Below are 19,010 nucleotides of genomic sequence, written 5' to 3'. Positions count from 1 at the left end.
TTGGTGACGATGAGGCAGAAACACAGGTCTTGAACACAGGTCTTGGGGCGGAGTGGAAAATGGCGTCTGACTATCTCGATACGCGGCAGCTCGAGGCTTTCGTGGCCGTGGTTTCGATCGGCAGCATCACCGGCGCCGCCAAGGCGCTGGGCAAGTCGCAACCCGTCGTGACGCGCCTCATTCAGGATCTGGAGGGCGAAATCGGCTTCGCGCTGCTGCACCGCAATGGCCCCCGCATCACGCCCACCGAAAAGGGGGTGGCCTTTTTCGCGCAGGCGGAACTGTTTCTTGGCGGCCTCAGAACCATCAGCGAAAGCGCAAGGCGCATTCAGGCCGCGCGCCGCACGGCTATCGAGGTCGCCTCCATTCCGGCGATTGCCGCAAGTCTCCTGCCACGGGCGCTCGCGGCCCTGCCGGCCGACCGGTTTCCCGATCACGTGCATCTCCAGAGCATTTCTTCGGAAAATGTCGTGCAGGCGGTGATGGCGGGCACGGCCGATCTCGGCGCCGTCAGCCTTCCGCTCGACAATCCCGGTGTCGACATTCACTGGCTGGGGGAAGTGCCCTGCGTGGCCGTGGTGGCGGAGGATCATCCGCTCGCCCGGAAGGCGGTCATCTCCGCCGAAGATCTTGCCGGAAACCGGCTTATCGCTTCGGCAAACCCCTTCCGCCTGCGCATGCGGATCAATGACGTGCTTTCCGGCCTCGGTGTCGACCTTTCCTCCGTGATCGACAGCAATGCGACCTATGTTTCCCTTTCGCTGGCGCGCATGGGTCTCGGTGTCGCAATCGTCGAATCGATCACGCTCTGGGGTCTGCCGGTGGAGGGTGTCCGCGTCATACCGCTCTCGTTCCACATCCCGTTCCAGTGGGGGCTGGTCACGGCTGCCGGCCGGCCGGTCATCTTCGAAGTGGAACAGCTGGTGGCCACAGCAAAGCGGCTGGTGGCGGATATTCCGCAAGCGGTTGTCTATGATAAAATATCGCAAATTCAGAATATTGACTGAATTTCCTAATCTCATTTCTGCGATCGGATCGGCTGCCTGACACCGGGGGTATAGTGTTCCCGGTTCCGGTGCAGACGCACCATATTGGTGGCCGCACCGGAGACGTCTTGCACGGCCGCTAAACCGCCAGCAGTTTCTCGTTGCCGATACGGGTGGTTTCGACGGCGCCCTCCGTTTCGATCCGCTTGCCGGTGGCCGGGTCGAAGAAATGGAGGTGGGCGGTGGGGAGGTCCAGATGGATGCGCTGGCCGGGTTTGACCGAGAGATCCTCACCGATGGCGGCGGAGAAGGTCTCGCCAGCGATATCGGCATGCACGATGCGGCCCGAGCCCAGTTCTTCGACGAAATCCACGATCGCCGGCACGCCGGCGCCATCCGTGCTGACGACGCATTGTTCCGGGCGGATGCCGACCGTCACGTCGCGGCCGCGCAGTTCCAGCGCGGTTTCGGGGAAAAGTTTGACCGGCGTGCCGGCGAGCATCACGGCAGCGGATTCCACCTCAACCCTTGTGCTGAACAGGTTCATGGCGGGCGAGCCGATGAAGGACGCGACGAAGGTGCTGGCGGGACGGTGATAGATATCCAGCGGATGGCCGACCTGCTCGACATTACCCTTGTTCATCACCACCAGCCGGTCGGCCAGCGTCATGGCTTCAACCTGATCATGGGTGACGAAGATGGAGGTGGCGGAGAGGCGCTGGTGCAGCTTGCGGATTTCGGCGCGCATGGTCACGCGCAGCTTGGCGTCGAGGTTGGAGAGCGGCTCATCGAAAAGAAACACGGCAGGTTCGCGGATGATGGCGCGGGCCATGGCGACGCGCTGGCGCTGGCCGCCGGAAAGGGCCGCGGGCTTGCGCTCCAGATAGTCGGAAAGGCCGACGATCTTTGCGGTTTCCTCGACGCGGCGCTGGCGCTCGGCCTTGGGAACACCGGCGACCTTCAGCGCATAGCCGATATTGCCGGCCACCGACATATGCGGATAAAGCGCATAATTCTGGAACACCATGGCGCAGCCGCGCTCACGCGGTTCCAGCGCATTGACCACGCGCCCGCCAATGGCGATCTCGCCCGAGGTGATGTCCTCCAGGCCGGCGATCATGCGTAAAAGCGTGGATTTGCCGCAGCCTGATGGGCCGAGGATGACGACGAATTCGCCGGAGTCGAAAGAGAGGTCCACGCCGTGCAGGGTCGGCGTCTTGCCATAGGATTTGCGGACCTGACGAATATCGATCTGAGCCATGATAAAAACCTTGTTGTTGAGAGCCGCGCTGTCACTTGTCGGACGAGACGAGACCGCGGACGAACCAGCGTTGCAGGAAGGCCACGACGAGAAGCGGCGGCAGGATGATGATGAGGGAACCGGCCAGCGTGACGTTCCAGTCCGGCGTGCCATCATCGGCGGGCAGAAGCGCCCTCAGCGACATCATCACCGTCTTGTAGGACGGATCGGTGACCATCAGCAGCGGCCAGAGATACTGGTTCCAGGCATAAACGAACATGATGGTGGTGAGCGCCAGCATGTTGGTGCGTGACAGCGGCAGCAACATGTCCACAAAGAAACGCGCTGCGCCCGAACCGTCCATGCGGGCGGCCTCCGCCAGCTCGTCCGGGATCGTCATGAAGAACTGCCGGTAGAGAAACGTGCCGGTGGCCGTGGCGATCAGCGGCAAAGTGAGGCCGGCATAGGAGTTCAGGAGGTTCCATTCGAGCGTGACCTCGATGCCGAACAGGCCGAGAATGGAGCGGAACGGCTGGAACAGGTCGGCGGCCACCGAATAGGTCGGGACCACGCGAACCTCGAGCGGCAGCATCAGGGTGATGAATACCGTCCAGAAGAACAGATGCCTGAGCGGCGAGCGGAAGAATACGATGGCAAAGGCGGTAAAGGCCGAAAGGGCCACCTTGCCGATCGTTACCAGCGTCGCCATGATCAGGCTGTTGAGGAGGGCGCTGCCGAGATTGGCGCGTTGCCAGGCAGCCTCGGCATTGGCGAAGAATTCGCCCTGCGGCATGAAGTTGAAGGGGACGCTGTTGACCTGCTGGACGCTCTGGCTGGCGCCGGAAATGACGACGATGAAGGGGCCGATGAGCAGGAAGAAGCCGGCCACCATGATCGCGTAGGTCAGGGCGTCGGCATAGGGAGTGCGCTGGATCATGGCCGCCTCACTTGTAGTGGACTTGCCGCTCGACAAAGCGGAACTGGATGAAGGTGAAGACCATGATGAGGCCGATGAGGACGAGGCTCTGGGCCGAGGCGCCGGAATAGTTCAGCCCCTCGAAGGCTTCGCTGACGATGCGGTAGACCATCACTTCGGTGGCGTGGTTGGGGCCGCCTTCGGTGGTGGAGGCGACGATGCCGAACGTATCAGCGCCGACGAAACCCTCGGTCATCATGATGACGGTCAGGAAGAACAGGGTGGGCGCAAGCAGCGGCACCTGGATGTCGATGGCGCGGCGAATGGGGCCGGAGCCGTCCATGGCGGCGGCCTCCGTCAGCGAACGCGGCACGGATTGCAGGCCGGCGAACAGGAAGATGAAGGTATAACCCGCCCATTTCCAGATGAAGATGACGATGACGAGGATGAGCGCGTGTTCGCCGTATTTGGCCGGGTTCCAGATGTCGGGCCACCAGGAATTCAGCGAGGCGGCGAGGCCGCGTTCCGGCGACAGGATGAAGCGGAAGGCCATGCCGGCGGCGGGGCCGGCAATGGCATAGGGGAGGATATAAAGCACGCGGAAAAAGCCGGAGCCGGGAAGCTGGCGATCGACCGCAAGGGCGAGCACAAGGCCGATGAGGATGGCAAAAAACGGCCCGGCGACAGCAAAGATCAGGCTGGTGAGGATCGATTGCCAATAAAGCGGATCGCCGAAGGTTTCCACGAAATTGGAGAGACCGACAAATTCCGCCGGGCCGCCAAAAGGCGGCTCCAGGGTGAATGCCCAGTTCAGCACCGCCGCAACCGGCCAATAGAAGAACAGAAGGATCAGCAGGAACTGCGGCAGGGCGAAGAGCACAGGCAGCCACGTGCTTTTGAAGACGGTACGTTTTTCCATTGGAGTCCGGCGGGGTTCGAGATTTCGGCGGGCCTGCCCGGAGACTGTCCGGACAGGCCTTATGACAGCAATGAAAGCGCGCTTAGTTCAGCTTGGCGCCTTCATAGGTCTTTTCGAAGCGGCGCAGACCGGTGTTGGAGCGCTCGACGGCCTTGTCGAGTTCGGCCTGGATATCGGCGTTCTGCATGAAGATGGCTTCGAGCGAGGTGGCGACTTCCTTGCGGATCTGCGTGAAACCGCCGAGGCGGATACCGCGGGTGTATTCGGAAGGCGGCGTGAAGGTCAGGCTTTCGATGGCCTTTTCGCGGCCCTTATAGGGAGCCTTGTCGTAAAAACCATTGGCCTTCATGGCGTCGAAGCCGGTCTTGGTGACCGGGATGTAGCCGGTGACGGTCGACCACCATTCAACCATGTCAGGCTGGGCGATGAAGTTGAGGAATGCGGCTGCACCCTTATATTCGGCGTCCGGACGACCGGCGAGAACCCACAGCGAAGCGCCGCCCACCAGCGAGTTGTGACGTTCGGTGCCCTTCCAGATCGGCAGCATCGCGACGTCCCACTTCACGCCCTCAGGCATGCCCTTGCCGACGGTGCCATGGCTGGCGATCGAGGACATGAACATCTGGCAGGTCTGCGAGGTGAAGGACGGCAGGATGTCCATGCCGAGCTGCTTGGTCTTGACGACGAACAGCTTCTCGTCCTGCATCTTCTTGAAGAATTTGACGTGGTCGACAAATTTGGTCTTGTTGATCGAAAGTTCCGCGTCGAGACCCTGATAGCCGTTGGCCTTGGTGGCGATCGGCTGGTTATGGATGGCGGAGAACTGCTCCATCAGCATCCAGGTGTCGAAGTTGAAGGCGAGCGGGCATTCGAAGCCGGCGGTCTTCAGCTTCTTGGCGGCCTCTTCGACCTGTTCCCAGGTGTCGGGCTTGAAGGTGATGCCGGCTTTTTCGAAAGCGTCGACATTGTAATAGAAGACGGCGGTGGAGGAATTGTAGGGGAAGGAGTTCAATTCGCCGGCGGCGGTCGCGTAATAATTGGCGATGCCGGGGAAATAATTGTTCCAGTCGATCTTGTAGCCATTGTCGGCCATCAGCTTCTTGGCGGGAACGAAAGCCTTGGACAGCATCATGTCCAGCGTGCCGGCGTCATAAATCTGGGTGATGGCGGGCTGCTTCTTGGCGCGATAGGCGGCAATGGTGTTCTGCAGGGTGGATTCGTAATCGTTCTGCGAGGTGCAGACGATCTCGAAGTCGGCCTGGGAATCGTTGAACTTCTTGCAGGTTTCCTGGACGCGGTCGCCGAGATCGCCGGAAAGACCGTACCAGAATTCGAACTTGGTCTTTTCTGCCTGGGCGGCCGTGGCGCCAAAGGCGGCGGCGATGGCGACGCCCGCCACGAAGGAAGTCAGAGCGGAAGATTTCATGAGTTGAGCCCCGTTGATGGAATGATGGCCTGCTCGGCAAGGACCTCATGTCCCCGGCACGAAGCCACGGGCTCTGCTAACAGCCGTCTTTGACGGATGGCTTACAGTTTGTTGAACGTTTTATGATGACTGGCCGCGCAGCCCATTCTGCGCGGCGGAAAAAGTGCGACAAATGCGAAAAATCGGAATTTGAGATTATTTATCAAATTCTTACTGTTCTTGTCCCACGTCGCTACTTGTTGCTGAACAGCTTTTGCCAGTCAACCGCGACGTGCGGCCTCGATGGCGGCGACGTCGATTTTCTTCATGTCCATCATCGCATCGAAGGCGCGCTTGGCCTCAGCGCCACCGGCGGCCATGGCCTCCATCAGCACGCGCGGCGTGATCTGCCAGGAAACGCCCCATCTGTCCTTGCACCAGCCGCAGGCGCTTTCTTCACCGCCATTGCCGACGATGGCGTTCCAGTAGCGGTCGGTTTCCTCCTGGTCTTCGGTCGATATCTGGAACGAGAAAGCCTCGCTCTGTTTGAAGACCGGTCCGCCATTGAGGCCGATGCAGGGAACGCCTGCGACGGTGAACTGCACCGTCAGCACGTCTCCCTTCTTGCCGGAAGGATAGTCGCTTGGCGCGTGGTGAACGCCGGTCACTGCGCTATCGGGAAAGGTTTCGGCATAAAATCGGGCCGCGGCCTCGGCATCCTTGTCGTACCAGATACAGATCGTGTTCTTTTCCATTTGCGTTTTCCTCCCAAATTGAACTCGTCGTCGCGCCGGCACGTAAACGCGCCGGCCATTGCCATTCCCCCATTCGGTATAGAATGCGACCAAGGGCCTGAACGTTCCCAAAAAAACGGCGGCGAGGGAAAACCGGCAGGCAACACACTGCCACGGTATCTGCAACTTCAGATGACGAACATCAACTTTATCCTTAAATATTATTTAATACTGTAATGATAATATTCACGAATGATTTTGAATAGGAATCATCCCTTTCACCGGAGAAACGCGCGTGAGTATTCTTGATCGTGGTGCCAATGCCTTTGCGGTTCTCGCCGCGCTTTCCAAATCCCAGGCCATCATAGAATTCGATCTTTCGGGAAAGATTCTCACCGCCAACGAGAATTTCTGTCGGGCGCTCGGTTACGAGCTTTCGGAGATCGTCGGCAGGCACCACAGCATGTTCGTTGAGCCCGCGGTCGTGTCCTCGCAGGATTACAAGGCCTTCTGGTCCAAGCTTTCGTCCGGCCAGTTCGATCAGCGGCAATATAAGCGCATCGGCAAGGGCGGCCGGGAAGTGTGGATCGAGGCGTCCTACAATCCGGTGTTTCGTCGCGGCAAGCCGGTGAAAGTGGTCAAGATCGCCACCGATATCACCGATCGCAAGCTGAAGGCGGCGGAAGATGCGGGCAAGATCGACGCCCTGTCACGGGCGCAGGCGATCATTGAATTCTCCCCGGATGGCGAGGTTCTGACCGCCAACGAGAATTTTCTGGCGGCGCTGGGATATTCGCTTTCGGAAGTGCAGGGCAGGCATCATTCCATGTTCTGCGAACCGGCCTATACGCAGTCGCCGCAATATAAGCAGTTCTGGGCAAGGCTGGCCGGCGGCGATCTCGTGGCGGACGAGTTCATGCGGCTTGGCAAGGGTGGCCGCAAGGTCTTCATTCAGGCGTCCTATAACCCGATCTTCGATCTCAACGGCAAGGTATTCAAGGTCGTCAAATTCGCCACCGACGTGACCGGCCGCGTCGAAAACGTCGAAAAGCTGGCGCAATGCCTTACCGATCTGGCCGAGGGTGATCTGGCGCAGAGCATCGACAAACCTTTCATTCCCTCGCTTGAGAGATTGCGCACGGATTTCAACGCGGCTTCGGAGAAGCTCAAAAGGGCCATGACGCTGGTGTCTGAAAATGCCGGCGCCATTTCGTCCGGTTCCAACGAGATCCGATCCGCCGCCGATGATCTCGCCAAGCGCACGGAGCAGCAGGCCGCCTCCATCGAGGAAACGGCCGCCGCGCTCGAAGAAATCACCACCGCCGTCAACGATTCAAGCCGCCGCGCCGAAGAGGCCGGCAAGATCGTCGCCCGCGCCCGTGACCATGCGGAACATTCGGGCCAGGTGGTGCGCGATGCGATCGGCGCCATGGACCAGATCGAAAAATCATCGCGCGAAATTTCCAACATCATCGGGGTGATCGATGAAATCGCCTTCCAGACCAATCTTCTGGCGCTGAATGCCGGCGTGGAAGCCGCCCGCGCGGGCGAGGCGGGCAAGGGTTTTGCCGTGGTTGCTCAGGAGGTTCGCGAACTCGCGCAGCGTTCAGCAACCGCCGCGAAGGAAATCAAGAGCCTGATCAACGCTTCCGGCGCGCAGGTGGAAAACGGCGTCGGCCTCGTCACCCGGGCTGGCTCGGCCCTGCAGGAAATCGCCGAGCAGGTGCGGGATATCAACACCAATGTCGTGGCGATTGTCGATGCCGCGCGCGAGCAATCCACGGCGCTTGCGGAAATCAATCAGGCGGTCAACACCGTCGATCAGGGCACGCAGCAGAATGCGGCCATGGTGGAGGAGCAGACCGCCGCAAGCCACAGCCTTGCGCGGGAAGCGGCGGCCCTGTTCGAGCTTCTCGGCCAATTCAGGTTCGAGGATGCGCCGCGATCTTCCGCCTCCGCGCGCGGCGGCTTCGAGCAGCAATCCGCGCCGGTGACCTCGCATCGCAGCGCATCCCGCCCGCTTACGACGCGCGGTTCCGCGGCGGTTGCCGTCAGGCATGAGGAGTGGCAGGACTTCTAAACGCTGCAGTCGCCCTGAGTGCCGAACCGGACACCAAAGAAGAATAGTGTCGTCAGATGGGAAGACAAGTCGAGCAGTCACACCGACGTCATCCTCGGGCCTGTCCCGAGGATCTGCAACCGATTGATTTTATTCGACGTGATTAGATCCTCGGCACAGGGCCGAGGATGACGTCGAGAGACTGTTGACCCTCCGTTACTGACTTGAAAAGGGGCTGCCCGCCGTCCTCGCCGCATCCGATGGCGCCAGTCCATTCGGGGTTCGATACCTGATGACAAGCCGGAAAGCTGGGCATATCCTCCCGATTGGCCGGTAATCGGTGTTTGGAGTTTTCGGGGACTTTCGCTTGGCAGGGATATCGACAAGCCGCGTGGCTCTTGCCCTGTGTCTGCTGATCGCAGCCTTTGGGGCGGCGCAAGCCGAAGAGCCCGCCAGGGAAAAAACCGCCTGCGCCTATACCCATGATGTCGCGCCGGACCTGTGCATCAATGCCGGCAGCTACAATAACGATCTTTGCCATGCCATCGAGGTTCTCGCCGCCCGCCATGCCGTTCCGCCGGATTATTTCGCCCGGCTGATCTGGCGGGAAAGCCTCTTCCGGCCCAATGCGGTCAGCCCGAAGGGAGCGGAGGGCATTGCCCAGTTCATGCCGGGAACGGCGCGGCTGCGCGGTCTCGAGGACAGTTTCAACATCATCGCCGCCCTTGAGGCGTCTTCGCGTTATCTCTCCGAATTGAACGCGCAGTTCGGCAATTTCGGCCTTGCCGCGGCGGCTTACAATGCGGGCGAGGCGGGCCTGCGCAACTTCATCGCCAACGGCCGCCTGCCGACCGAAACCCGGGACTATGTGTTTGCGATCACCGGTTATCCGGTTGAAAACTGGAAGGACAATCCGCCGGAAAAGGCGGCTCCGGCCCTGGATGACAGCCGTTCCTTTCTCGATGCCTGCATACGCCTGGCCGATACCCGCACCATGAACGATCCCGTCCTTCTCTCGTCTGCAGACTGGGCGCCCTGGGGCGTGCAGCTTGCCGCGCATTATAATCCGGCGGTGGCCAACCGGCTTTTCACCCGCGCGATCGGCCAATTGTCGGAGCCGCTCAATGCCGAGCGGGCTCTGATCGTGCGGCAGCGGGGTGGAAATTTCGGTTCGCGCCCGCGTTATGCCGCCCGCATCGGCCGCGAAACGAGAGCTGAAGCCAATACGCTTTGTGGCAATATCCGGCGGGCCGGCGTTCCCTGCACGGTGTTTCGCAACAGGTAGCGGTCGCGCATGTTGGCGTGATCTTCCGCGGCGAGGCCGATCATGACAAGTTGATCGGCTTTTGGGCCGTGCCATCTTTCGGTGCAAAAGGATCGTGCCTAGATTGTCCCGGGCGGTGGCCGATGACCGGAGCCGGCGGCGTTTTTAGGGAATGATCTGGAAATGAGATGGCTTGAAACCGGATGTCTGGCGGCTGTGCTGGTCGTTGTCGCGGCGTGTACCGGCACCGGAGAGACGGAGATTTCCCGCACGGTCGCAGGTTTCGTGGGGCAACCGCGCGAGGCCGCAATCGCCCGGCTTGGCCGCCCGAACAAGGTCATCATCGAAAACGGCGAAACCGAATCCTACTGGCTGAAAGTCGATGTGGAGACCTATGCCGGCCTCAGCAACAGGCGCGAAGTCAAGACCGTCGACGGGCAGGCGCGGGTTTCGGAAACCGAGGGCATGAAGATCAAGGAACATCGCCGCGACTGCATCGTCAAGATCACCGCGGACGCCGCCTCCACCATCAGGACGAGCGAGATCATCGGCAATCCGGCCAATTGCGAAAACCTGCTCAATCGCCCGGCTTCCTGAGAAACGTCGCTGCGACCGCCCGGACTGCGGAACGCCTTAAAGCTCCATCTTGATGGTCAGCATATATTCGGTGCCCTTCGCCCGGTCGCGCGTGCGGGATACTTCAAGCGTGACCTTGTCCACCTTGTGCCCAAGGCTTTCCTTGATCGTTCCACCCGGCGTATCCTCGCGCCGGAATGAGGTGTTGCCGTAACCGACGCCCATTTTGCGGGTAATGGCATTTTCCGTGTAGGTTCTTCCGAACATGGCGGAAGCATGGCCGCTGCGCACCGTCGTCTCGAAACCGCGGGAATCGATGTCGCGATAGGCCGAGGCGGCAATCGAATTGTCCGAACTGCTATAGCTGCCGCCGGCACTTATTCTGGCGAGGCGATGGCCGTCATGTTCGAGGGAAAAATTGCCGTCGGCCGAAGGTCCGAAACGTCCGCCGTTCATGGCGTCCTTATAGGTGAAGCGGAAGCGGCCGCTGCGCGCATCCACCTGATAATTATAGGAGGCGTCGCCGCTGCGGATCTGAATGCCGGGCGCCGGTTCGCTGCCGAGGATCGGCGAAACCTTGTCCGCGAACTGGAACAGCGGTCTGGTGACCTCTTCGAATTCCGACTTCGACAATGCCAATGGCTTGCCATCCGGGTCGAACTTCCCGACCGCGAGGCACGGGCGCTGGTTGATGATGCTCTTCAGGGCGAAGACGGTGCAATTGTCGCTGGTCGTGCCGGCAATGGCGGCATGGACGGAATTGCGCAGGGTATAGCTGCCGCAGCAGGAGAAGGCCTCATTGTCCACGCTGGCATCGCGCGTATAGCCCGTAAAGACAATGCCGCTCGCGCCGTTGGTGAGGCCTGCATCGGAAAAATGCGGCCCGCTTTGCAGCGGAAACAGCTTCAGCCGGCTCTGGTCAGCGAGCGTTTTCGGGTTGGAAGGCGATGGAAGCGGCATTCTTCTTCTCTCCTGGAACACGGAACGGTGCGCTTTTTTTACCATCGTAAATTGAAGCCGCAACCCTCAACTGTACCCCGTGAGATATGCCGTTTCTGTGGATGAGAGTGAGCGCTGTTGTTCCCGTGAGCCTCTGCGCATATGTTACAGTACTGAATCTCGATTTCCGGGCAAGGCGGACAGGCGCATAATGACCTCCCAGTTGGATTTTTTCGCTTCCGCGGCAGCGCGGCTTCCGCAGGCTGAAAGAGGGCGAAAATCGGCTGGCCGCGAGGCCACGCCCAAGATCGGCATGGATGACGAGGCGCTCGCCGGCCATCTGGAATCGACCGGCAATTATCGCGTTCTGCGCAGGCTGCAGCCGCGCGCGGTGGTTGACCGGCCGAGACCGGAATTTTCCCGCCGGGGTGTGATCCTCGATACGGAAACGACGGGGCTCAATCATCGCACCGACGAGATCATCGAAATCGGCGTCATCACCTTCACATTCGACGATCAGGGTGTGATCGGCGATGTGACCGGCATCTATGGCGGGTTGCGGCAGCCGGCCATCGCCATTCCGGAAGAAATCACCCGTCTGACAGGGATAACCGATGAGATGGTTGCGGGGCAGGCGATAGAGATGGCCCGGCTGACCCCTCTGATCGCCGGGGCCGATCTGATCATCGCCCATAATGCCGGCTTCGACCGTCCCTTTTGCGAGGCCTTCTCACCCATCTTCCATGACAAGGCCTGGGCCTGTTCCGTTTCGGAAATAGACTGGCGGGCGCGGGGTTTCGAAGGCAACAAGCTTGGCTACCTGATCGGGCAATCCGGCTATTTCCACGACGGCCATCGCGCTGTCGATGATTGTTTCGCGCTGCTGGAGGTGCTGGAACAGACACGCCCCGGCCATGAGGGTACGCCCTTTGCCGAACTCCGCGAGGCGAGCCAGCGGTCAAGGGTGCGCATCTATGCGGAAAACAGCCCGTTCGATATGAAGGATCATCTGAAAAAGCGGGCTTACCGCTGGTCGGATGGTTCCGACGGACGGCCGAAATCCTGGTGGGTGGAACTGCCGGAGGAGAAGCTCGAAGAGGAACTGCATTTCCTGCGGACCGAAATTTACCGTTGGGATGCCGATCCGATGGTCAAATATCTCACGGCCTTTGACCGGTTCAAGGCCGGTTAAAACGCGCCCGGCCCCGGATTTTCAGATTGCATACAATTTCTACAATGAATCGAAAACAATCGATGTAAAATTGGGCATGTCCGCGCAAGGGTTTCCGGAGCGCAAAAAAATATCATTTTACATCAAAGGCTAAGCCAATTGGCACGGCTCCTGCATGACTAAGACGTCGCAGGAGAGTGTTTATGAGCAAAGCCGCAGCAATCGACATCGCTTCCGTATCCAAGATTTACGGCAATACCACCGCCGTGCATGCGATAAGCCTCAAGATCCCGGCCGGGAGCTATTGCTGCCTGCTCGGCCCGTCGGGCTGCGGCAAGACTTCGACGCTCAGGATGATCGCTGGCCACGAGAGCATCTCCAGCGGTGATATCAGGCTCGGCAATACGGTTGTGACCGATCTGCCGCCCGCCCGGCGCGGCACGGCGATGATGTTCCAGTCCTACGCGCTGTTTCCGCATCTCGATCTCGTCGACAATGTCGCCTTCAGCCTCAAGATGAAGGGGGCGGACAAGGAAACCCGCCGGGCGAAGGCGCTCGAAATGCTGCGGCTGATGCAGCTCGAACCCTATGCCACCAGACGTCCGGCCCAGCTTTCCGGCGGGCAGCAGCAGCGCGTGGCGCTGGCGCGCGCACTCATCACCGATCCCGAGGCGCTGCTGCTGGATGAGCCGCTTTCGGCGCTGGACCCGTTCCTCAAGATCCGCATGCGCGCCGAGCTGAAGAAGCTGCAGACCTCGCTCGGCATCACCTTCGTGCACGTCACCCATAGCCAGGAAGAGGCGATGGCGCTGGCCGATATCATCGTCGTCATGAATGACGGCCGCATTGAACAGTCAGCCACCCCGCGTGAGGTGTTCGAGCGCCCGGCGACCGCTTTCGTTGCCAGATTCATGGGCGACCACAATGTCATTTCCGGCCGTTACCGGGAAAAGGCCGGCGATCTCGTGACGCTGGAAGTGGCGGGAGGCGGCAGGTTCACCGCAAGCGGCATGTCCCCGGAGGACGGCGCGGTCGATATCGCCGTGCGTACCGACCGCGTCCGTGTCGGCGAGGCGGAGCAGCCGGGTCTCGGTTTCACCGGCATCGTCTCGAATGTCGAATATCGCGGCGCGAGCGTGAAGATCGCCGTGACTGGCGCGGGTATCGAGGATTTCAACGTCATCCTCAGCGATGCCGCCTTCTTCGAAAATCCGGTCAAGGCCGGCGACGCCATACCGCTTTCATGGAATGCGGCCGATGCCATCGTGCTCGGCCGGGTAGAGAAGTGACCCCAAAAATAACCAGAGGAGAACTTTGAAATGACCGATACCACCAACAGCAAGAAGGGCCTGTCCCGCCGCGGCCTCCTGAAGGCGGGCGCTGCCGCCACGGGTGCGGCAATCGGCTCCGGCCTCATCACCGGCTTTCCGACCATCTGGGCGCAGAACCCCATCACCATCCGCCAGTTCGGCACCGGCGTCTCGAACCTCAATGCCATTGCCGAAAAGTGCAAGGCCGATCTCGGCATAACGCTGGAGATGACGGCGACGGATTCCGATGCCGCCGCCCAGCGCGCGGTCACCCAGCCGAATTCCTACGACATCGCCGATATCGAATACTGGATCCTGAAGAAGGTCTATCCGGCCGGCGTCATCCAGCCGATGGAAATCAAGAAGCTCAAATATTACGACAAGATCGTGCCGCTGTTCAAAAACGGCAAGCTGAAGCCGGACAGTGTGGTGGCGCAGGGTACCGCCCCGCACACGGTCGGTTTCGTCGAAAAGCCCGGCGACAAGACTTTCGCCAAGGGTGAGACCGATTATTTCACCATGGTTCCGACCATCTACAATGCCGATACGCTCGGCATCCGCCCCGATCTCGTCGGCCGCGATATCACCAGCTGGGCCGATATCATGGACCCCAAGTTCAAGGGCAAGACCTCGATCCTCAACATCCCCTCCATCGGCATCATGGATGCGGCGATGATCATGGAAGCCATGGGCAACATCAAATATGCCGACAAGGGCAACATGACCAAGGAGGAGATCGACAAGACCATCGATTTCCTCATCAAGGCCAAGAAGGACGGCCAGTTCCGTGCCTTCTGGAAGAGCTTCGATGAAAGCGTCAACCTCATGGCATCCGGCGAAGTCATCATCCAGTCCATGTGGTCGCCCGCCGTCGCGGCTGTTCGTTCCAAGGGCATTGCCTGCAAATACCAGCCGCTGAAGGAAGGCTACCGCTCCTGGGGCGGCGGTCTCGGCCTTGCGAAGCACCTGTCCGGCGCCAAGCTCGATGCGGCCTATGAATATATCAACTGGTATACCTCCGGCTGGGTCGGCGCTTACCTCAACCGTCAGGGCTATTATTCTGCCGCCATGGAAACGGCCAAGGAGCACATGACCGCCGACGAGTGGGGTTACTGGGTCGAAGGCAAGCCGGCTGAGGGCGACATCATCGCGCCCGACGGCAAGGTCATGGAAAAGGCCGGCGCGGTGCGCGACGGCGGCTCCTTCGAGGAACGCATGGGCAAAGTGGCGTGCTGGAACTCCGTCATGGACGAAGACCGCTACATGGTCCGCCGCTGGAACGAATTCATCGCGGCTTAGTACCTGAGACAGACAAGATCGGTGGCGTTGGCCGCCGATCTTGACAGCAACAGAGCCTCCAAACTCTCCGTCATCCTCGGGCTTGACCCGAGGATCTAACGACCCACCACACCAAACGTGGTTGGATCCTCGGGACAAGCCCGAGGATGACGTCGCGTTTGAAGAGAACTTTGCCTGACACACTACCCGGTGCGAAAGCCGCCGGTACCTCTGCAAATCCAGCGAAAGGCTCCACCATGGTGACGGTCAGACTCATCGGCGTCAGCGACAAAAAGGACAGGCCGCCCCGCAGCTTCGCGCTGCCGCAAAAGCTCGTCTCCTATGTGCAGGCCGCGCCGCTTTTGCTGATCCTCGGCTTTTTCTTGGCTCTGCCGATCCTGATGATCGCCGTCGTCAGCTTCTGGGACTACGATTTCGCCCAGATGTATCCGGATTTCGTGACGTTTAACTACAGCGAGACGTTAGGCTCCTGGGTCACCTGGCAGACCTATCTCAACACCTTGAAATATGCCGCCATGGTCTGGGCCATCACGCTGTTCTGCGGTTTCTGGGTGGCTTATTTCCTTGCCTTCCACATCCGCACCACGACGATGCAGATGGTGCTTTTTCTTGTCTGCACCGTGCCCTTCCTGACGTCGAACATCATTCGCATGATCTCATGGATTCCCGTCCTCGGGCGAAATGGCCTGATCAACGGTGCGCTGGTCGGCACCGGCATCATTCCCGAGCCGATCGAATGGCTGCTTTATTCCGATTTCGCCGTGGTTCTGGCCATGGTGCATCTCTATACGCTGTTCATGGTCACGCCGATCTTCAACACGCTGATGCGCATCGACAAATCGCTGATCGAGGCGGCGCGGGACGCCGGTGCCACGGGCTGGCAGACGCTCAGCAACGTCATCATCCCGCTCGCCAAACCCGGCATGGCCATCGGCAGCATTTTCGTCGTGACGCTGGTCATGGCCGATTTCTCCACGGTTCAGGTCATGTCCGGCGGCCAGAGCGCGTCGGTGGCGCTGATGATGAAGAACCAGATGTCGCTGCTGCAATATCCGGCCGCTGCCGCCAATGCCGTCATCCTGCTCATCCTCGTTCTTCTGATGGTCGCGGGCATCCTGCGCATCGTCGATATCCGCAAGGAGCTTTGATCTTATGCATCAGGAAAAACGCGGCCGCGAATTCTATATCCTCGCCTTCTTTTTCGCCCTCTTCGTGCTGTTCCTCTACGGTCCGTTGTCGGCCATCCTCATCCTTGCCTTTCAGGGGCCGAATGGCGGCTTGACCTTCCCGCTGAACGGTGTTTCGCTGCACTGGTTCGGCAATCTCTTCGAGCAGCAGGCCGTCGGCGATTTCGGCGGTTCCTTCCGCCGCTCCTTCGGTCTTGGCCTGATGGTCATGGCCGTCACCGTGCTCGTCTCGCTGCTGGCGGGCTTGGCCTTCCGGCGCAAATTCATCGGTGCGACGCCGTTGTTTTACCTCTCTGTCGCAAGCCTGGTGGTTCCGTCGATCATCATATCACTCGGTATTGGTGTTCTTTTCCAGCAGCTTGGGCTTGAACCTTCATGGTATACATCAGCTTTCGGCGCACACCTCACCTGGACGCTGCCTTTCGGCGTGCTGATCATGCTTGCCGTCTTCAACCGTTTTTCGCCGTCCTATGAAGAGGCGGCCCGCGATCTCGGGGCATCCTCCTGGCAGACCTTCGCCCATGTGGTGCTGCCGATGATCGCGCCGAGCCTGATCGGCGTCGGTCTCTTCGGCTTCACGCTTTCTTATGACGAGTTCGCCCGCACATTGATGACGTCGGGCACCTACAACACGCTGCCGCTGGAAATCTACGGCATGACCACCAATGTCACGACGCCGGTGCTTTATGCGCTCGGTGCTGTTACAACCCTGTTTTCCTTCCTGGTGATCGCGGCCACGCTCGGCCTGATCGTCACGCTCAATCGCCGCCATTTACGCGGATAAAGAAACGTACAATGCGCATTCTCGTCATCAATCCCAACACCACGCAATCCATGACCGCGACCATCGCCGACGCCGCGACGCGGATAGCCGGCCCCGATACGGAGATAATGGCCGTCACCTCTTCCATGGGGCCTGTCTCCATCGAAGGTTATTACGACGAGGTTTTCGCCGTGCCCGGCCTGTTGCTGGAGCTTGCAAAGGCCCCGGCGCTGGGAGCCGACGCGGCGGTCATCGCCTGTTTCGACGATACCGGCCTCGATGCGGCCCGTGCTCTGGCCGATATTCCCGTTATCGGCATCTGCGAGGCGGCGGTCTCTGCCACCGCCTTCATCGCGCAGAAATTCACCATCGTCACGACGATGGAACGCTCGCGGCTGCCGCTGGAACATCTTGTCCATCGTTATGGCATGTCCGCCCGCTGCAATGTGCGCGCCGCCGATATTCCGGTCCTGTCGCTGGAAGATCCCGGCTCGAATGCCCGCGAAAGGCTGCGCGAAGAGATCGCGCTCGCCCTGAAAGAGGACCGGGCGGAGGCGATCGTGCTCGGCTGCGCCGGCATGGCGGACCTTGCCGCCGAACTGCGCGATGAATTCGGCGTGGCGGTTGTCGATGGCGTCGCAGCCGCCGTCAAGCAGGCGGAATCGCTGGTCTCCATGGGCCTGTCGACCGCAAAGCGCGGCGCTTATGCCACGCCGCTTGCCAAGCCCTATCACGGATTGCTGGAGGCATTCCGGCCGGACACGCTCTCGGGGTTGGCGGGAGACTGAAAGCGTGAGGTTTTCACGATCCCCGCCCACCAGCTGAGGAATGCCAGCCGATAGGCCAGATCGCGCTGGATGTTCGGCATTTCGAGCCCGGGCGAGCCGCAACTTTCCGGCGTCGGGTGCGGCCAGCCCCTTCATATCCCTGTCATAATGGTGTCTGATACCGGAACCGTTTTGAAGCCGATATGTGTTTACGAATGGCCGTTGCACGCAGGGAGTTCTTTCGTGAAATCGTCGACGCGAACCATTGAGACCGAAGTGCACAGCCAGAAACATGGCACGCCCGGCGAGGTTTTTGCGGCCTTCCTGAAACTCGGCGTCACCTCCTTCGGCGGCCCCATCGCCCATCTCGGTTATTTTCGCGATGAGCTGGTCGTAAGGCGCAAATGGATCGATGAGGCCGGTTATGCCGATCTCGTGGCGCTCTGCCAGTTTCTGCCCGGCCCGGCCTCCAGCAAGGTGGGGTTTGCGCTGGGTTTGCTGCGGGCAGGCCCGCTCGGGGCGCTGGCGGCCTGGACGGCGTTTACCCTGCCATCCGCCATTCTCCTGCTTTTCTTCGCCACGATCGCCGCCTCCATCGAAGGGCCGGTCGGCACCGGCCTCCTGCATGGGCTGAAAATCGTCGCCGTTGCCGTCGTGGCGCAGGCGGTCTGGGGCATGGCGAAAAACCTCGCGCCGGATCGTGAGCGCGCCAGTATCGCGCTCTCCGGTATCGTCTGCGTCGTCTTTGTCGCCGGCGCCTTCGGGCAAATCCTGGCGCTTGCCGTGGGCGCACTCGCCGGGCTTGTCTTCTGTCGTGCCGAGGCCGCGCGGCAGGCCACCCATCTCGCCTTCCGGGTACCGAGAAGCGCCGGATATATCGCGCTTGTCACCTTCGCCCTGCTGCTCGGCCTCCTGCCGCTGCTTGCAGCCGTGGCGGCGTCACAGGGCCTCTCTTTGTTCGATGCCTTTTATCGCGCCGGCGCACTGGTCTTCGGTGGCGGCCATGTGGTGCTGCCGCTGCTGCAGTCGGAAGTCGTCGCCACGGGCTGGGTCACGGAAGATGCCTTCATCGCCGGTTATGGCGCCACCCAGGCCGTGCCCGGACCGCTCTTCACCTTCGCCGCCTATCTCGGCGCGGTCGTGGGTCCGCAGCCAAACGGCATTGCCGGCGCGGCCATCGCCCTTGTCGCCATCTTCCTGCCGGGCATGCTGCTGCTCGTCGGCGCGCTGCCCTTCTGGGAAGGGTTCCGCAGGCACCTTCTGGCCCAGGCCGCCATGCGCGGCGCCAATGCCGCCGTTGTCGGCATTCTCGGCGCGGCGCTTTATGATCCGGTTTGGACAAGCGCCATCTTCACGCCAAAGGATTTCACCCTGGCGCTCACCGGCTTCATCCTGTTGACGATCTGGAAAACACCGCCATGGGTCGTGGTGCTGCTCTGCGCGGCCGGCGGCGTTCTGCTCGCGCTGGCATAGGC

The 19,010-nt window shown here is 60.7% G+C and carries 17 protein-coding genes; 11 read left to right on the top strand and 6 right to left on the bottom strand.

Annotated elements, in window-relative coordinates:
• The first annotated feature begins 59 nt into the window (after positions 1–59).
• Positions 60–1,007, top strand: coding sequence for a LysR family transcriptional regulator (locus tag AC5YUO_RS15020; RefSeq protein ID WP_496155778.1), 948 nt, complete (start codon positions 60–62; stop codon positions 1,005–1,007).
• Between the two features lie 118 nt (positions 1,008–1,125).
• On the opposite strand, the gene AC5YUO_RS15015 is transcribed toward AC5YUO_RS15020, so the two are convergent.
• The 5 genes from AC5YUO_RS15015 to AC5YUO_RS14995 all read right to left on the bottom strand — a co-directional run bounded on the left by AC5YUO_RS15015 (position 1,126) and on the right by AC5YUO_RS14995 (position 6,221).
• Positions 1,126–2,247: a sn-glycerol-3-phosphate import ATP-binding protein UgpC gene (locus AC5YUO_RS15015; protein ID WP_496155777.1), complete on the bottom strand. Its 1,122-nt coding sequence runs from the start codon at positions 2,245–2,247 to the stop codon at positions 1,126–1,128.
• A gap of 31 nt (positions 2,248–2,278) precedes the next feature.
• Complete coding sequence (locus AC5YUO_RS15010; protein ID WP_496155776.1) at positions 2,279–3,163, bottom strand: ABC transporter permease subunit; 885 nt, start codon at positions 3,161–3,163, stop codon at positions 2,279–2,281.
• Between the two features lie 7 nt (positions 3,164–3,170).
• Positions 3,171–4,061 (bottom strand): carbohydrate ABC transporter permease, encoded by an 891-nt coding sequence (locus AC5YUO_RS15005; protein WP_400819115.1) that lies wholly within the window; start codon positions 4,059–4,061, stop codon positions 3,171–3,173.
• A gap of 82 nt (positions 4,062–4,143) precedes the next feature.
• Entirely contained in the window at positions 4,144–5,487 is a 1,344-nt protein-coding gene (locus AC5YUO_RS15000) for an extracellular solute-binding protein (RefSeq protein ID WP_496155775.1), read from the bottom strand.
• Between the two features lie 260 nt (positions 5,488–5,747).
• Positions 5,748–6,221 (bottom strand): VOC family protein, encoded by a 474-nt coding sequence (locus AC5YUO_RS14995; RefSeq protein WP_400819120.1) that lies wholly within the window; start codon positions 6,219–6,221, stop codon positions 5,748–5,750.
• 274 nt (positions 6,222–6,495) lie between these two features.
• Here AC5YUO_RS14995 and AC5YUO_RS14990 point away from each other — a divergent pair, with 274 nt between their 5' ends.
• The 3 genes from AC5YUO_RS14990 to AC5YUO_RS14980 all read left to right on the top strand — a co-directional run bounded on the left by AC5YUO_RS14990 (position 6,496) and on the right by AC5YUO_RS14980 (position 10,120).
• Positions 6,496–8,280 carry a methyl-accepting chemotaxis protein gene (locus AC5YUO_RS14990; RefSeq protein ID WP_496155774.1) on the top strand — a complete coding sequence of 595 codons (1,785 nt, stop codon included), beginning with the start codon at positions 6,496–6,498 and terminating at the stop codon, positions 8,278–8,280.
• Between the two features lie 370 nt (positions 8,281–8,650).
• The gene (locus tag AC5YUO_RS14985; RefSeq protein ID WP_496156561.1) at positions 8,651–9,544 is read left to right on the top strand and encodes a transglycosylase SLT domain-containing protein; all 894 of its coding nucleotides are present in this window, start codon (positions 8,651–8,653) and stop codon (positions 9,542–9,544) included.
• A gap of 162 nt (positions 9,545–9,706) precedes the next feature.
• Positions 9,707–10,120 (top strand): hypothetical protein, encoded by a 414-nt coding sequence (locus AC5YUO_RS14980; RefSeq protein ID WP_496155773.1) that lies wholly within the window; start codon positions 9,707–9,709, stop codon positions 10,118–10,120.
• Between the two features lie 36 nt (positions 10,121–10,156).
• Here AC5YUO_RS14980 and AC5YUO_RS14975 read toward each other — a convergent pair whose 3' ends face one another.
• Entirely contained in the window at positions 10,157–11,059 is a 903-nt protein-coding gene (locus AC5YUO_RS14975; RefSeq protein WP_496155772.1) for a hypothetical protein, read from the bottom strand.
• Positions 11,060–11,249: 190 nt separating this feature from the next.
• Between AC5YUO_RS14975 and AC5YUO_RS14970 the strand changes: the two genes are divergently transcribed.
• The 7 genes from AC5YUO_RS14970 (at position 11,250) to chrA (ending at position 19,008) form a co-directional block, all read left to right on the top strand.
• On the top strand, positions 11,250–12,230 hold the full coding sequence (locus AC5YUO_RS14970; RefSeq protein WP_496155771.1) for a 3'-5' exonuclease: 981 nt from the start codon (positions 11,250–11,252) through the stop codon (positions 12,228–12,230).
• A gap of 182 nt (positions 12,231–12,412) precedes the next feature.
• Positions 12,413–13,498 (top strand): ABC transporter ATP-binding protein, encoded by a 1,086-nt coding sequence (locus tag AC5YUO_RS14965; RefSeq protein ID WP_496155770.1) that lies wholly within the window; start codon positions 12,413–12,415, stop codon positions 13,496–13,498.
• A gap of 30 nt (positions 13,499–13,528) precedes the next feature.
• Complete coding sequence (locus AC5YUO_RS14960; RefSeq protein ID WP_080796270.1) at positions 13,529–14,818, top strand: ABC transporter substrate-binding protein; 1,290 nt, start codon at positions 13,529–13,531, stop codon at positions 14,816–14,818.
• A gap of 236 nt (positions 14,819–15,054) precedes the next feature.
• The gene (locus AC5YUO_RS14955) at positions 15,055–15,966 is read left to right on the top strand and encodes an ABC transporter permease (RefSeq protein WP_400819137.1); all 912 of its coding nucleotides are present in this window, start codon (positions 15,055–15,057) and stop codon (positions 15,964–15,966) included.
• A gap of 4 nt (positions 15,967–15,970) precedes the next feature.
• Positions 15,971–16,789, top strand: coding sequence for an ABC transporter permease (locus tag AC5YUO_RS14950; RefSeq protein ID WP_400819139.1), 819 nt, complete (start codon positions 15,971–15,973; stop codon positions 16,787–16,789).
• A gap of 11 nt (positions 16,790–16,800) precedes the next feature.
• Entirely contained in the window at positions 16,801–17,556 is a 756-nt protein-coding gene (locus tag AC5YUO_RS14945; protein WP_496155769.1) for an aspartate/glutamate racemase family protein, read from the top strand.
• Positions 17,557–17,778: 222 nt separating this feature from the next.
• Positions 17,779–19,008, top strand: coding sequence for a chromate efflux transporter (gene chrA / locus AC5YUO_RS14940; protein ID WP_496155768.1), 1,230 nt, complete (start codon positions 17,779–17,781; stop codon positions 19,006–19,008).
• Positions 19,009–19,010: the final 2 nt, after the last annotated feature.

The sequence above is a fragment of the Agrobacterium sp. LEGMi-208b genome (assembly GCF_059511785.1).
This window is presented reverse-complemented; position numbering and strand designations above follow the sequence as displayed.

Excerpts from the sequence above, each read along its gene's own strand:
- AC5YUO_RS14955 (WP_400819137.1), top strand. The coding sequence starts at position 15,055 with ATGGTGACGGTCAGACTCATCGGCGTCAGCGACAAAAAGGACAGGCCG.
- AC5YUO_RS14945 (WP_496155769.1), top strand. The coding sequence starts at position 16,801 with ATGCGCATTCTCGTCATCAATCCCAACACCACGCAATCCATGACCGCG.
- AC5YUO_RS14995 (WP_400819120.1), bottom strand. The coding sequence starts at position 6,221 with ATGGAAAAGAACACGATCTGTATCTGGTACGACAAGGATGCCGAGGCC.
- AC5YUO_RS14960 (WP_080796270.1), top strand. The coding sequence starts at position 13,529 with ATGACCGATACCACCAACAGCAAGAAGGGCCTGTCCCGCCGCGGCCTC.
- AC5YUO_RS14970 (WP_496155771.1), top strand. The coding sequence starts at position 11,250 with ATGACCTCCCAGTTGGATTTTTTCGCTTCCGCGGCAGCGCGGCTTCCG.
- AC5YUO_RS15005 (WP_400819115.1), bottom strand. The coding sequence starts at position 4,061 with ATGGAAAAACGTACCGTCTTCAAAAGCACGTGGCTGCCTGTGCTCTTC.
- AC5YUO_RS15000 (WP_496155775.1), bottom strand. The coding sequence starts at position 5,487 with ATGAAATCTTCCGCTCTGACTTCCTTCGTGGCGGGCGTCGCCATCGCC.
- AC5YUO_RS15010 (WP_496155776.1), bottom strand. The coding sequence starts at position 3,163 with ATGATCCAGCGCACTCCCTATGCCGACGCCCTGACCTACGCGATCATG.
- AC5YUO_RS14980 (WP_496155773.1), top strand. The coding sequence starts at position 9,707 with ATGAGATGGCTTGAAACCGGATGTCTGGCGGCTGTGCTGGTCGTTGTC.
- AC5YUO_RS14950 (WP_400819139.1), top strand. The coding sequence starts at position 15,971 with ATGCATCAGGAAAAACGCGGCCGCGAATTCTATATCCTCGCCTTCTTT.
- AC5YUO_RS15015 (WP_496155777.1), bottom strand. The coding sequence starts at position 2,247 with ATGGCTCAGATCGATATTCGTCAGGTCCGCAAATCCTATGGCAAGACG.
- AC5YUO_RS15020 (WP_496155778.1), top strand. The coding sequence starts at position 60 with ATGGCGTCTGACTATCTCGATACGCGGCAGCTCGAGGCTTTCGTGGCC.
- AC5YUO_RS14975 (WP_496155772.1), bottom strand. The coding sequence starts at position 11,059 with ATGCCGCTTCCATCGCCTTCCAACCCGAAAACGCTCGCTGACCAGAGC.
- AC5YUO_RS14965 (WP_496155770.1), top strand. The coding sequence starts at position 12,413 with ATGAGCAAAGCCGCAGCAATCGACATCGCTTCCGTATCCAAGATTTAC.